Genomic DNA, 13,627 nt, shown 5'->3' on the forward strand with positions numbered 1-13,627 from the left:
CTCAATTTTTGCATTGAGATTGTTGAGAAATCTGATTCAATGTCGTTATGACATTGCCGCCGCTTACCCTGCCATCGGACCTTGCCAGCGCTCATCCGGCGCTGCTGGCCGAACGTGCTGCGCGGCTGCAAGCTGAGGCGGACGCGGCCAACGCGAAGGCGCGGCTGTCGAGCATTGAGGCGCTCAACGTGCATTTGCAGTTGCTGATCGGCAAGCTGGAGCGCGAGAAGCACGGGCCGCGCCGCGAGCGCACGCAGCGGCTGATCGATCAGTTGGAATTTGCAGCTCGAAGAGCTCGTGGCGTAGGCCGCCGAGGACGAACTGAGCGTCCAAGAGGCCGCGGCCAGAACGCAGTCCGTGCGCGCCTTCGCCCGCAAGCGTCCAGTGCGCAAGGCGTCGCCCAAAGACGTCGAGCGCGCACGCATCGTCATCGAAGCGCCGACGGCATGTGCCTGCTGTGGCGGCTCGCGGCTGTCGAAGCTGGGCGAGGATGTGACGGAAACGCTGGAGGATATCCCGCGCCGATTCAAGGTGATCGAGACGGTGCGCGAGAAATTTACCTGCCGCGATTGCGAGGCGATCAGTCAGGCTCCCGCACCGTTCCATGCGACGCCCGCGCGGCTTCATCGGCCCTCAGTTGCTGGCGACGATCGTGTTCGACAAGTTCGGGCAGCACATCCCGCTGAACCGCCAGAGCACGCGGTTCAAATGTGAGGCATCGGTCCGTCGACCCAGACCCTGGCCGGTGAATGTTGATCCGAATGTCTTCGAGCTGCGGCAAATGCTGGAGCATCACTGTCGCACGGCATACCAGGAGGCAACGTAGCCGGCTGCGGCGACCCCATGCGAATGCGGGACGTCGCGGACGATGCTACCGACAATGGCGTCCCTTTGATCGACGCCATTCGGCCAGTTCGGCACGATGTAGCCGCGATAGCTGTAGATCCAGGTCTCGCCGGCCACATCGCCCTTTCCAGTGAATTGCAGCTCGACAGGGTCTCCCGGACGCACCGTACCGGTCAATTCCAGCGACCACCCGGGCCCACCAATGGTTCCGCCGACCTTGCGCCGAGCCAACTCGGTCAGCACCAGCGTTCCCTGGCCAAATTCCAGTGCATTGAAATCAACCGATAAATCGGGATTGTTGATCAGGCTGCGATAACTCCAAGTGCCAGTGAAGCTCATAGTTCCTCCCAATGGCGATCGACGCCCTAATGATGGCCGGAAACGGTGCCACCCTGGCCGTCCGGCAGGGTGATCCTGATGTTCTGCATCATGCCCTGGTCCTCATGATCGAGGATGTGGCAATGCAGAACGAACTCGCCGATATAGCGCTGGTAGTGCGTCCGCACGGTGATCGTGTAGCGCGCCGACGGATCGGTGCCGGGATTCTTGATCCACAGCGTGTCCTTCCAGACATTTTTCAAGCCTGGATATTGCGGATCGCCGTCGTCATCGGCGCCAAGCGCGCTGACATCGTTGCCGGCCGCATCGACAATTTTGATGATCTGAAACGGATTGACATGGATATGGAATGGGTGGCTGACGAAATCCGAGCGGAGCGTCCATTCGTCGACTCCGCTCAGCGGCAACGTCCGGTCGATGCGGTTGGGATCATAAGGTTTGCCGTCAACCTCGAAGAAGGTGGCACCCGGCTGTTTCACATCGATGTTAAACACCAGTTGCTGCTCGCCGGTGACCTCGCCCGCGTCGATGTCCGGATGGGGAATAAAGCTTGAGAGCGACATCTCGTTCTTGAGGTCATCGATAACCTTGCCGGCGACATTCTGTGACATCGTGCGCTCAGCCGCCGAAATCAGCCAATCCTGCAGATAGGTGCCGATCTCGCCATTGACGGCATGGCCGCCTACTGCAGTGACTATGCCGAGAAGCCGTCGGCTTGGAGCCTCCTGGTTGACGCTGGCCGCTGCCGGTGCGGCGCCATCGATGATGCAGTAGTCACCCGCTCCTGGCAACACCACCAGCGCGTCAACGCGGTAGCCCGGTTGCAGGATCGCTTGCTGCCGCATCTGCACCTGCGCCATTGTCAGCCCGTCCTGGGCCACCACCCCATACGGAATAGTATCCTTGCCGCAATTCTGATCGATCCATCTGTCGGTGTCCGCTGCCGCAAGCGTGCGGAACGCGGTCGTCCCGGTCTTGCGCCGGATTTCGAAATTGATGGTGTCGCGAACCCCGGCGTGTATCATCCGCCACCGCTCGACCGAGCCAGCCTCCGCTAATGCCAACTGACCAAGCACCTGGCCGTTGACGCTGGTGAAGCGGCCCGAAGCCGGCCAACTGCCAGGTCCGAACTGATCGTAGCTTTCGATGCCGCCCACCTGTCCTGGCTGGCAATCATAAGTGATGTCGCCATTGTTATCGGTGCAAGCATATTGAATCTGCTGTAGCACCAAAACCCGTTCGGCGATATCGGAGCCGCCCGGCTGCTTCAATAGGCGGTCGATATCGCCAGTCTCGGTCGGTGTCGGCATGCGATCGCCACGGATGATCAACGCCCCGGACATGCCACTCGACACCTGCAATGCGGTTGATCCGTGTAGGTGTGGGTGATACCAGAAGGTGCCGGCGGGATGCTCAACGGCGATGTTGTATTCATATTGGAACGAAACGCCGGGACGGATTGAGATCAGCACATTATCGCCATTGCCAGACGGATTTACCCAGAGACCGTGCGAATGCAGGTTGGTACCGTTGAAGCAATGGGGGGTATTGGCACTGCCACCGCCGATGCCGCAGGTGGAATCCTGAGGGAACAGGTTGTGAAGCGTTACCCGCACCGTCTGACCGGGCCGTAGATCGATGGTCGGTCCAACCAATGGCGTGTCGGCACCGGATAAGCCGGTCTGGCGGGCGTCTTGATAGCCGCGCAGTTTAACGTGGTCGTAGCGCGCCGTGGCCGGATTGTAGATCTGTCGGTCGAGATAGGTAGCGTTCATATCGAGCAGAACCTCGCCCGGAAATGTCTCCCGGCTTTGTTCGAAGGTTTTCAGCATCCCCTGGGATTTTGTGATAGGTTGCAGCATATAGGCCAGGGGGTTAGTCACGGCCCTGGCCTCTTGAGCGACTGCGAATAGCGCATGGGTGACCGAAAAAACGCTCGCCATACCGAAGATCGCAATTTTGTCAGACACAGACAAACAACCCTCCCAAACCTCTGCCCGGAGTTTTGTTCTCCCCGGGTCGAACCGCATCCACAAAGTTCTACTGCGTCACCATGCGTTCACCTGCAATTCGACTTTGACTCGCGCGCTTTCTCGGGAGAAGACAGCTGCCGCCGCGCGACGAGAAAGTTTCAAGACTCATGCCACTCTGGCCGGATCGAGCCTCAGAAGGAATCTTGTGCCTATGCTTCAAGGACTTCCACGAGAGCGCGGTAGGAAGTCGGGCGGAACAGCACCATGGCGCGCACCTGACAAACCTGACAGCAGGTGTAGTAGGCCCGACATTTTTGTGGGGAGCATCGTTACGTGCGGCAATACGCGTCTCACCTTGTTTGTTTGTCGAGCTGCACTCGAGCAACGCCTTGACGCTCATATCGCGGTCACCGCCGCGGGCATTAATGTCGGCGTCACATACCGTTCATCACACCGCCTAATCGGAGAGACACCACGGGCAGACTACGCCAGTTCTTCCGGCTCTCTGCGCTGCGCGATGATCTCGAAACAAGGTTGCTTGCTCAGGAGTATCGCGCCCTGCTCCTCGACGATCATTTCGACGACGGCAGGAGGGAGCCCTTCCACAATCTTCTCCTATGGACGTCTCTTATGGACGTCCAACGCGATATCTCAGATGCACGGAGCCGAGGCCAGCGGCTTCGGCGCTGATAAACGTGAGCCTCGCCCTGCCGGCAAGCCCATCCTCGCCGCCCTCGAATATGGCCGGTGTATTCGACTTGCCTCCGATCGCAGGGAAGATGACCAGGCTGACCTCGTCAACAAGACCCGCCTTCAAGAAATGGCCATTGGTTTGCGCCCCGCCTTCCAGCATCAAGCGCTTCACACCGAACTCGGTTCCAAGAAGGTCAAGCGCGTTTTTCAGATCGACGCCATCTTTCTCCGAGACGATATAGGAAACGCCAGCCTGGGTGAGGCCCGCCAGGTAAGCATCATCCACGTCAGATCCTGTCAGGACCACAAGGTGAGCTCCCTCAATGTCGCTCTTGTCCCAGCGTAGCCGACCGTCCTTATCCACGATGACAGCGAACTCGCCGGCGTCCGGGTTGGCGATATGGATCGGTCGCGCGGCTGTGCCGGTTGCTTGATAGGGGCGGTCGACGGCGTCCGCGAACTCTTCTCCCGTCGCTCTTCCCGAAAGCCAGGCGTCGGCACCGATCTTCTCATGCAGGCCGTCATAGATCTTCACGAGCTCATCGACCGAATGGCCGGTTGCCTCGGCCCAATCATTGACGATCAATCGGCCATCCAGCGGCGACATCATGTGACAGATTACATAGGGTCTGGGCATTGGATTACTCTCCTCTACAAACATTCCACCGTCAGTGACCTGACTTCAACCAGGCTGCGAATTTATCCATCCAGTCGGGGTGCCAGCGTGAAAGCGCCGGCCGGTTCAGGATCATGTCGTCGGCCGCCCAGCGGATCCTTCTGGCATCGATCGCAGACGTAACCGCGTTATCCGGACAGATGATGTAAAAATTCTCGTCGAGCAGACGGACCAGGAAGTATTCCACCAGTTGCTCTGCGGTCCATGCCTCATCGGGTTTCGCAATGCCCTGCGGCTTGAGTGCGATGTTCATGGGTGTCCACGTGTAGCCAGGGACGAGGAGATGAGCCGAAACACGACCTCCCGTCTCCTTCAGAAGCTCGTGCGACAGCTGTTCGGTCAGGACTTTGACAGCTGCCTTTGCCACCGAATATGCGGCGTTACCTGGAGGAGTCGTAATACCTTCCTTGGAGCCGAGGTTGACAACGGCCGACTGGCGACCGGCTTCGATCATGTAGGGCACGAAGACGTGTTGCGCGGCCAGAACACCTCCGAAGTTTACATCGATCTGGCGTCGCCACTTTGCAGGATTGTCCCAAGGGCCGGCTCCTTGCGTTATGCCCGCGTTGTTTACTAGGACGGCCACGTCGCCAAACCGCGAAATCGTTTCGTCCCGCAACCTGGTCAGTGCCGACAAATCTGATACGTCGCCGCTCACGATCAGGATGTCCGTGTCGAGTGTCGAAGTAACATCCTCAAGTGCGTCGGCGTCGAGATCCAGCAGCGCGAGCTTCATGCCGCGGGCCGCGAGAGCCCTCGCGATTGCCAAGCCGATGCCCTTCGCAGCTCCCGTGATGACCGCAACGCGGCCAGGAGCAACGACGCTGTTCATTCTCTCGCTCATTTTTTGTCTTTCCCGTCATTGGACCGTCACCGCTGGAAGGTGTGCCGGACAAGCCGTCGCCGTGGAATTTTTCTCCGAGAAGCGTGCCGGCCGATGGCACCAGCGCAGAGAAGTCCATCAACGCTACTCGGGCGCTTGGGTCGTCGGATCATATCCGCGGGCTGCGAACGACCGTTCGATCGCACTATAAGAATAGGGTAGCGCGACGGCTACTTGAAGTGAGCGGGATCGCACGCACCGATGAGCCGTGTTCACTCAAGGGCCTTCGTGACGTAGGGAATGCCTGGCCAGTTCGACCGCGGACGGGACCAAAAAGGTAACGCACTCCTGGTCCCTGCCAGATCGGTGGATGATTTTCACTCGCCGCCCCGATCAATTTTGCTCATGTAACCAATCGGCTCCACGGGCATTTGGTCACCAGCGCCTCGAGACGATCGTGGTGCTGACCAAACCAAAGGAGTGAAATCATGACAGGGAATAAACCACTCGCAATGATCACGGGCGGCTCATCTGGAATAGGCTTCGAGCTTGCCAAACAATTCGCCAAGAATGGATTCGATGTCGCCATTTCAGGCTCAAGCGACAAGGTGAACGAGGCCGCCGATGCGCTACGAAGCCTTGATGCCGAAGCATATCCGTTCAAAGCGGATGCCTCGACGTACGATGGCGTCGAGAGGTTCTGGACCTTTACGCAGGGGCTGGGGCGCCCCTTGGAAGCCGCGGCTCTGAACGTCGGTATCGGTATTGGCGGCGCCTTTGTCGATAACGATCTCGAGGATGAGCTTCGCCTGCTTGCGATCAATGTAACCGGGACCGTCCATATGGCCAAACGCGTCGTCCAACATATGGTCAAGAACGGCCGCGGCAGGATTCTCATCACCTCCTCGGTTTCGGCGACCCTGCCCACGCCATACGAAACCGTTTACGGCCCGTCGAAGGCATTCGGTTACATGTTCGCGGAATCTCTGCGCGAGGAGTTGCGCTCGACCGGGGTCACGGTGACGGCACTCCTTCCGGGCGCCACCAACAGCGACTTCCACGCGAACGCTGGAATGGGCGGTACGAAGCTCGGTGGCCAACAAAAAAACGACAAGACGCTCGTCGCCAAGCAGGGCTTCGAGGCCCTCATGAACGGCATCGACCATATCGTCGGCGGAGATCAGAAAACCAAGCGGCAGGTGTTGGAAAACCGGACGACCCCCGAGCCCGTCAAAGCCGCGCGGCAAGCCGAATTGACCCAACCGCAGTGAAGGAGCACGTCATGTCACATCTGAAAAACAAGGTCGCCATCGTCACAGGGGCTTCCTCGGGCATTGGAGCGGCGACCGCCAGAGGATTGGCGGAAAAAGGTGCGCGCGTCGTCCTTGCCGGCCGCAATGAGGAACGCCTCAGTCAGATCGTCGAAGACATCACCGGTTCGGGAGGTATTGCCAGCTACAAGGTTGCTGATGCCACGGATTTTGAGAGTACCAAGGCCCTCGTCGCGTTCGCCACAACGACGTACGGCCCGGTCGATATATTGGTCAACAATGCCGGCCTCATGCTCTTTTCCTATTGGAAGGATGCCGCCGTCGGCGATTGGAACAAGATGATCGATACCAACCTGCGTGGCTATCTGCATGCGATCGCCGCGGTGCTGCCGTCGATGTTGGAGCGCCGGTCCGGCCGCATCCTGAATATGAGCTCTATCGCCGGCGTTCATGTCGGCGAGGCGGCAGGGGTTTACGGAGCCACGAAGTTCTTCATACGCGGTATTACCGAAGCCTCAGGAAGGAGGTGGGCGTGGGTAGCGGGATCCAAGTGTCTATGATCAGCCCTGGCGTGATCGATACCGGCTGGGCCGACAAGGTTCATGACGAGACGGGCAGAAAGATCGCCGGAGAGCTCAACAAGCAGGGTATTCCGCCGTCGTCGGTGGCTGAAGCCGTGGTCTATGCACTAGACCAGCCCCCGGAGATCACGATCAACGACATTTCGTCCATCCAACCCGGCAGGACTGGTAGCCCGCGTTTTCGAGAGCTCAGAACTAGAACCTCCGGGACTGTTAGACCGCCTCGCGGAACCAACCGGTGCCGTCTCTCGTGGCTGTGGACACGAAGATCTTCATTGCATGACGATCTAATCCCGGACGTTTTCGTTTTTCAGCGACCGGGCCATCTCCGCCGTCCTTCGCAGGATCCAACATGGATCACTAGGTCAAATTTTTGACTGCTTCCTCGGCCATCACATACCAAATACAGGGCCAGTTAAATAAGGATTGAAGGTGCCGGCCGGCCTGAAGCAAGGTCGGCGCCGGCAAGGGCGATCTTTTTCAGTACAAGTGCGAGTATCCATAACTCATGGTATCAACGCGGGCCGATCTGGCCGACCTTGAAACTTTCGTCGCGATCGCGCGTGCGGGGGGGTTCCGAAAGGCCGCCGCGCTTCGCGGCGTTTCCGGGTCTGCCCTCAGCCACTCGATCAGGGGTTTGGAGGCCCGTCTGGGCGTCCGTCTGTTTCATCGGACAAGCAGGAGCATCAGTCTCACCGCCGCCGGCGAAGTGCTGCTTGCCGAACTGGAGCCCCGTTTCCTCGGCATTCAAGCTGCGATGGATCTCCTAGACAGTTTCAGGAGCGGGCCTACGGGCAGAGTGAGAGTGACCACCCTGCGTGACGCCGCCGAGCTGCTGATCGCTCCTCGACTGCACAGTTTTCGCAAGAGCTACCCAGATGTCGAGGTCGAAGTCAGCGTCGAGGATCGCTTCATCGATATGGTCGCCGAAGGTTTTGACGCGGGCATCCGTTATGGGGGAACGGTTCCCGAGGGGATGATCGCGTCGCGTCTGACATCCGAACTCGAATGGATCGTAGTCGGTTCTCCGGCCTATCTCAACGAACGAGGGCGGCCCGCGCGGCCGGAAGATCTCTTGACGCACGAGTGCATCCGGATCCGAACCGGTACGGATCACCTCTGCAAATGGGAACTTGGCGACGGCGATCGCATGGTTTCTCTCGACGTTCCGGGACTTCTCACGCTCGGAGATTCGGAACTATCTATCCGCATGGCGGAGGAGGGAGGCGGTCTCTTTTATTGCCTGCAGGCCCGGGTCGAGGACAAACTTGCGGCCGGTTCACTCGAAGTCGTGCTGCCGGACTGGACCTCTACCGGGCCGGGTTTTCATGCATACTACGTTTCGCATCGACAGGTGCCGTCCGCTCTCCGGACGTTTCTCGACTACCTTAAGGCGCCGGTTGCGGGCGATTGAAGTGACGGCCAGACGAGACAGCTTCACCAGGCAGGAGAATCGCATATGGATGGTAAGGAGTTGTTTTGCTGAGGCAAATCGACTCAAGAACTCTCCGATAATTTGGAGGTACGGATGAATCGATTTGCCACCTGTTTTAAAGATCTGCCCGACCCTCGGGGCGCAACACACGTCATCCGCTGATGTCGATCCTGTTCATTGCCATTGCCGCGATCGTTTGCGGCGCCGAAAGCTGCGCCGACATGGCCGATTCGGCGTTTCCAAAAAGAAGTGGCTCAAGACGATCGTGCCGCTGCCCTATGGCATCGCCGGCCATGGCACCTTCTCCACCGTTTTCCGCTGCCTCAATCAGGTTGCCTTCGAAGCCGCTTTACCGAAGCCTTTGCAAAGGGCATGGAAGGCGTGGTGGCGGTCGACGGCAAGGCGGTACGAGGCGACGCCGCTGCCCCTCGTCAAGGTCTGGGCTGCCGGTTGCGGCCTGGTCATCGGCCAACAGACCGCGCCGGGCCGCAACGAGGTCCAAGGGGCGCTCGATGCGCTTGCGCTTTTGTCGCTGGAAGGTGCCATCGTCACCGCCGATGCCCTGCATTGCCGCGCCGATACCGCTCATGCCATCCTTTCCGCCGGCGGCGACTATGCCCTGGCGTTGAAGGCCAATCAGCCCGGCCTCCTGGCACAGACGATTGCTCGTCTGGACGACGTCGAGCCACTCGGCGTCCAGACCGCCGCCGAGAATGACCATGACCGCTGCGAAAGACGCCGTGCCTGCATCGTCGCCGTCAATGACATCGACTTCCCCGGCCTGCAGGCCATCGGCTCCGTCGAGGCCACAAGCCGTCATGCCGATGGCCGTCTGACCAGCCATGTCCGCTACTTCCTGCTCTCCACCGTCATGTCGGCTGCCGCCCTGATCGAGGTAACCAGAACTCATTGGCAGATCGAAAACAAACTGCACTGGGTGCTCGACGTCCAGTTCCGCGAGGATGCCGCCAGAAACCGTAAGGATCACGGACCGGCAAACATTGCTCTGTTACGAAAGATTGCCCTCAACCTCATCCGGGCCCATCCAGATAAGGCCTCCATTCGTCGAAAGATCAAGAAGGCAGGGTGGGACGATCAGTTCCTCATCTCTATCATCGCTCATATGCGATAGCCCTGCTTCACCAGGGGAATTTGAGTGCCGGCAGAAAGCGGTCGCTCGCAGCCAGAAAAATAATTGGCAGCAAGATCGCCTGGCATCCTTTAACATGCCGAAAGCGGAAAAAAATACGTGACAGCCTCCGATCCCTCTCTGAGCCGAGGCCATCCATGATGGTAGAGAATCCGCAAGTCTTCGGCTGTCTGACACGACCAGCCGGTACGAATGCGGTACTGCCACGGCTCTCCTCCAGGCGCCCGTTTTTGATCTCTCGATATCTAAATTTGTGCAGACGAGCAGGCAAAGCTATAACGGCAGGATCAACGAATACTGGTAGCTCTCAGACAATCTGGATCGATATCAACCGGGAATGCCTGCATATGTAGGGAGGATTCAAGCACGGCGTGAGGGCGATGCAGACGGACGAGGCGGAGACGTCACGGAAACCCGAGAGCACCTGCATCACCTCGCTCGAGGTTTCCAGGCGGCCTTGTAGGAGACCCGCGGCGTAGTGCCCCGAAAACCCCACCGCGCAAATGCTGATTATGAAAGACAGTACGAAAATGATTACTCTGTAGCCGGAAACGGGACAACAGCCTGTCCATTGTGGTCGATCCTTGTCCATAGGCGGTGAAGAAACTTCATCAATCGGGATCCGCCTCCGAGGGAAGCATCGAATCATCAATGACGACACGAAAGCTGCGCGACCGAGGTTGTCTGTCAACAGATTGTCTGATAAAGCTTGCTAAGGTTCGAACTGTCTCACAAACTTGCGGAGGAATAACTCCGTAACAGAACCGGCGCTGCCGCAGCCGGCACAACTTTCACTGCTGAAATCGATTGCCGCGATGTTCCTTGTTTTCAATGGAAAGCGGTGACCGCATCTCGGCTATGTGAAGGCTTCGAACATGTCGTCGTCCTCGCGACGGCGGGACGCGACGCCTTGATGAACAAACGGGCGTCCTTTTTATGGATGGACGGCTCCATGGCGCCGAGATCACCAGCTTCCCCGATATGCATCTTGAGATGTTGATCTGGGACAGGTAAGTATTGAGATTCAAGAAGCAGAGAAGATGATTGATAAGAAAGCATTGCTCGATAATATGACCTTGGCGGAGCAGGTCTCGCTACTTTCCGGCGATACGTTCTGGTCTTTACCGCCCATCGACCGCCTAGGGATAGGGAGATTGCGCTTGACCGACGGCCCCAACGGCGCCCGCGGGGCGGGGTCTTTTGTCGGAGGTGTGACTGCAGCGGCTTTCCCGGTGGGCATCGCCATCGGAGCGAGTTGGAACCCGGATCTAGCCAAGGAAATCGGCAGTGCCCTAGGTGACGAGGTTCTTTCAAAAGGTGCCCACGTCTCGTTAGCCCCCACCGTTAACATCCAGCGTAGCGTCACAAACGGCCGCAACTTTGAGTGCTTCTCTGAGGATCCGATCCTGACGGCGGAACTTGCAGTCGGCTATATCGAAGGTCTGCAGTCCACGAAAGTCGGTGCCACGATAAAACATTTCGTCGGCAACGAGTCCGAGATTGAACGTACAACCATCTCTTCAGATATCGATGAACGCACGCTGCGCGAAGTCTACCTGATACCCTTTGAGACGGCGGTGAAGCGGGCAAAGGTCTGGGCCGTGATGTCTTCGTATAACAAGCTAAACGGTACTTACACGGCGGAAAGCCATTGGCTGTTGAACGAGGTTCTGCGCGGTGACTGGGGTTTTAACGGCGTGGTGATGTCGGACTGGTTCGGCTCGCGTTCGACCGCACCCACCGTGAATGCCGGGCTGGATCTGGAGATGCCGGGCCCGACTCGCGATCGCGGCTCCAAGCTACTGGCTGCGGTCGAAGGCGGCGAGGTTAGTGTCGAGACGATCCGCGCCTGTGTGCGCAATATCCTGACTTTGATGGAACGCACCGGCGCTATCAACGATCATCGCGAGTTTAAGGAGTACGCCATTGATCAACCGAAACATAGGGCATTGATCAGGCGCGCGGGAGCGGAAAGCGCAGTTCTGCTACAGAATGACGGGATCCTGCCATTGGCTCAGCAAGGTATGGTCGCCATCATTGGACCCAATGCCAAGGTCGCGCAGGTGATGGGAGGCGGCTCGGCGCAGTTGAACCCTCACTATGTCATCAGTCCGTGGCAGGGGCTGGTGGACGCGCTGGGTGAGGAGAATCTGTGCTACGCTCAGGGCTGCAACAATTATCGGTTTCAGCCGCTAATCGAAAACCCCACAACCTTCGAGTTTTTCCAAGGAAGGGAGCTAGCTGGCGAACCGGTGAAGGTCGTCGAGGAACCGTCGAGCCTTGGTGTATGGTTGCCCCCCGTGGCCGAGGGCTTTGTCGATCCCCTTCGCTTTTCGGCTAGAATGCGCACCATCTTCACAGCCTCGGAAGCCGGCGTCTATCGCGTCGGACTAACCTCGGCCGGGCTTGGCCGGGTCTATGTGGACGGCAGACTTGTGGTGGACGCTTGGGCTTCCTGGATACGTGGTACCACATTCTTTGAAGAAGGCTGCGAAGAGGTCGTGGGTGAAATCACGCTCGAAGCCGGCCGTACATACGAGGTCGTCGCCGAGTACGCCCGGCACGACCACGTCAACCTCTATATCGCCGCAATTCGGGTAGGAATAGGCAGATTTTCGGCCGAAGCGGAGATTGCCGAGGCAGCAGCCGTCGCGGCAAAGGCTGATCATGCGGTAGTCTTCGTGGGCAGAACGGGCGACTGGGATACCGAGGGCTCCGATCTTCGCGGTATTGCACTTCCCGGTCTGCAGAACCAGCTTGTTGAGGCGGTAATTGCGGCCAATCCGAACACGATCGTCGTACTACAAACCGGTGGACCGGTGGAAATGCCCTGGCTTTCCGGTGCTCGTGCAGTACTGCAATGCTGGTATCCCGGACAGGAGGCTGGCAACGCGATCGCCGATGTGCTCCTCGGCAAGGCCGAGCCCTCGGGCCGACTGGCACAGACCTTCCCCGTGCGCTGGGCTGACAACCCCACACATACTGAGGATGACGCCGTCTATCCAGGTAAGGACGGCCATGTGCGATATGACGAAGGTGTGTTCGTCGGTTATCGGCACTACGACCGCCACGGCATTAAGCCGCTGTTCCCGTTCGGTCATGGTCTCGGTTATTCAAGCTTTGCGATGTCGGACCTGACGGTAGGGCTACCAGACGCTGCCGGCGCGGTGACAGTGACACTGGAATTGACCAACATCAGCGAGCGGCCAGGTTCGGCAGTGGTGCAAATCTATGTCGGCGATGTTGAAGCATCTATACCCAGACCGGTTAAAGAGCTGAAAGCCTTCTCGAAAATTGCCCTGGAACCCGGTGAGAAACGAAGGTTGCGTTTCATACTTGACGCCCGAACATTTGCCTTCTTCGACACGACCGAGCGGCGTTGGCGGATAGAGGCGGGGGAATTTGCAGTGATGGCTGGGTTCTCGGCCACCGACATCCGTTTGAGTTTAACTGTCACGCAAAAGGGCGCTGTCTTGGCGCTCTGAATGGGCCGCAAATCAATGACCACATTGGGCAGTGGTCGAGTTCCAACGTATGCAGTTTTGGCGGTGAAGCTGGGTGAGTTGAGTGAGAGAATGCTTCAAAACCGGTACTTGGTTAATGGCATGGCGAAACACCGCCTGCGCCTCCAAAAACAGGCAATGTTTTCTGAACGATCGTAAGCGCGATTTTCCCCGCACCTTCTGCAATTGAGTGAGCTTTGGCATGAGGTGTCCACCAAAATAGGTGGACACCAAGGGATGGAAGAAGTGACCTGCCACTGAATTTTCATCCGGCAGCGACTAGATGTGGAGCCTCAACAGGTTGTCCTGGGTAAGAGCGAGCCTAGTGATTGGTGGT

Annotated in this window: 10 protein-coding genes and 3 pseudogenes; 7 read left to right on the forward strand and 6 right to left on the reverse strand. The window is 58.4% G+C overall.

The genetic code is table 11. The features are described from left to right. Nucleotides 1–47: 47 nt before the first annotated feature. Nucleotides 48–715: pseudogene (locus CO671_RS30015) on the forward strand (IS66 family transposase zinc-finger binding domain-containing protein); the annotation flags it as partial. Between the two features lie 77 nt (nucleotides 716–792). Here the strand turns inward: CO671_RS30015 and CO671_RS30020 are convergent. From CO671_RS30020 to CO671_RS30035, 5 genes are all read right to left on the reverse strand, one after another. After that, the gene (locus tag CO671_RS30020; RefSeq protein WP_004674379.1) at nucleotides 793–1,185 is read right to left on the reverse strand and encodes a hypothetical protein; all 393 of its coding nucleotides are present in this window, start codon (nucleotides 1,183–1,185) and stop codon (nucleotides 793–795) included. Nucleotides 1,186–1,211: 26 nt separating this feature from the next. Beyond that, nucleotides 1,212–3,161 (reverse strand): multicopper oxidase domain-containing protein, encoded by a 1,950-nt coding sequence (locus tag CO671_RS30025; RefSeq protein WP_018446454.1) that lies wholly within the window; start codon nucleotides 3,159–3,161, stop codon nucleotides 1,212–1,214. A gap of 480 nt (nucleotides 3,162–3,641) precedes the next feature. After that, nucleotides 3,642–3,764, reverse strand: a complete 123-nt coding sequence (locus CO671_RS34555; protein ID WP_009982859.1) for a hypothetical protein — start codon at nucleotides 3,762–3,764, stop codon at nucleotides 3,642–3,644. A gap of 22 nt (nucleotides 3,765–3,786) precedes the next feature. Continuing rightward, nucleotides 3,787–4,512: a RibD family protein gene (locus CO671_RS30030; RefSeq protein ID WP_225881321.1), complete on the reverse strand. Its 726-nt coding sequence runs from the start codon at nucleotides 4,510–4,512 to the stop codon at nucleotides 3,787–3,789. A 7-nt stretch (nucleotides 4,513–4,519) separates the two neighbouring features. Further along, nucleotides 4,520–5,371 (reverse strand): SDR family NAD(P)-dependent oxidoreductase, encoded by an 852-nt coding sequence (locus tag CO671_RS30035; protein WP_009991591.1) that lies wholly within the window; start codon nucleotides 5,369–5,371, stop codon nucleotides 4,520–4,522. A gap of 467 nt (nucleotides 5,372–5,838) precedes the next feature. Here CO671_RS30035 and CO671_RS30040 point away from each other — a divergent pair, with 467 nt between their 5' ends. The 5 genes and pseudogenes from CO671_RS30040 (at nucleotide 5,839) to CO671_RS30055 (ending at nucleotide 9,769) form a co-directional block, all read left to right on the forward strand. Continuing rightward, a complete protein-coding gene (locus tag CO671_RS30040; protein ID WP_011053310.1) occupies nucleotides 5,839–6,621 on the forward strand; it encodes an SDR family NAD(P)-dependent oxidoreductase in 783 nt (260 codons plus the stop codon). 11 nt (nucleotides 6,622–6,632) lie between these two features. Continuing rightward, nucleotides 6,633–7,181 (forward strand): SDR family oxidoreductase, encoded by a 549-nt coding sequence (locus CO671_RS30045; RefSeq protein WP_245425046.1) that lies wholly within the window; start codon nucleotides 6,633–6,635, stop codon nucleotides 7,179–7,181. Nucleotides 7,182–7,710: 529 nt separating this feature from the next. Continuing rightward, nucleotides 7,711–7,899: pseudogene (locus CO671_RS34355) on the forward strand (LysR family transcriptional regulator); the annotation flags it as partial. 12 nt (nucleotides 7,900–7,911) lie between these two features. Then, a complete protein-coding gene (locus CO671_RS30050; RefSeq protein WP_244414416.1) occupies nucleotides 7,912–8,616 on the forward strand; it encodes a LysR substrate-binding domain-containing protein in 705 nt (234 codons plus the stop codon). 286 nt (nucleotides 8,617–8,902) lie between these two features. Further along, complete coding sequence (locus CO671_RS30055) at nucleotides 8,903–9,769, forward strand: ISAs1 family transposase (RefSeq protein WP_237353332.1); 867 nt, start codon at nucleotides 8,903–8,905, stop codon at nucleotides 9,767–9,769. A gap of 409 nt (nucleotides 9,770–10,178) precedes the next feature. Here the strand turns inward: CO671_RS30055 and CO671_RS34360 are convergent. Next, nucleotides 10,179–10,359 (reverse strand): annotated as a pseudogene (locus tag CO671_RS34360) (hypothetical protein); the annotation flags it as partial. A gap of 468 nt (nucleotides 10,360–10,827) precedes the next feature. Here CO671_RS34360 and CO671_RS30070 point away from each other — a divergent pair. Next, nucleotides 10,828–13,272, forward strand: coding sequence for a glycoside hydrolase family 3 C-terminal domain-containing protein (locus CO671_RS30070; RefSeq protein ID WP_004674391.1), 2,445 nt, complete (start codon nucleotides 10,828–10,830; stop codon nucleotides 13,270–13,272). Nucleotides 13,273–13,627 lie beyond the last annotated feature (355 nt).

The sequence above is a fragment of the Rhizobium sp. M10 genome, from assembly GCF_002531955.1.
In the GTDB taxonomy this organism is placed as follows: Bacteria; Pseudomonadota; Alphaproteobacteria; order Rhizobiales; family Rhizobiaceae; genus Rhizobium; species Rhizobium etli_C.

Coding starts and splice junctions, on each gene's coding strand:
- CO671_RS30030 (WP_225881321.1), bottom strand. CDS start 4,512: ATGTTTGTAGAGGAGAGTAATCCAATGCCCAGACCCTATGTAATCTGT.
- CO671_RS30040 (WP_011053310.1), top strand. CDS start 5,839: ATGACAGGGAATAAACCACTCGCAATGATCACGGGCGGCTCATCTGGA.
- CO671_RS30020 (WP_004674379.1), bottom strand. CDS start 1,185: ATGAGCTTCACTGGCACTTGGAGTTATCGCAGCCTGATCAACAATCCC.
- CO671_RS30035 (WP_009991591.1), bottom strand. CDS start 5,371: ATGAGCGAGAGAATGAACAGCGTCGTTGCTCCTGGCCGCGTTGCGGTC.
- CO671_RS30070 (WP_004674391.1), top strand. CDS start 10,828: ATGATTGATAAGAAAGCATTGCTCGATAATATGACCTTGGCGGAGCAG.
- CO671_RS30045 (WP_245425046.1), top strand. CDS start 6,633: ATGTCACATCTGAAAAACAAGGTCGCCATCGTCACAGGGGCTTCCTCG.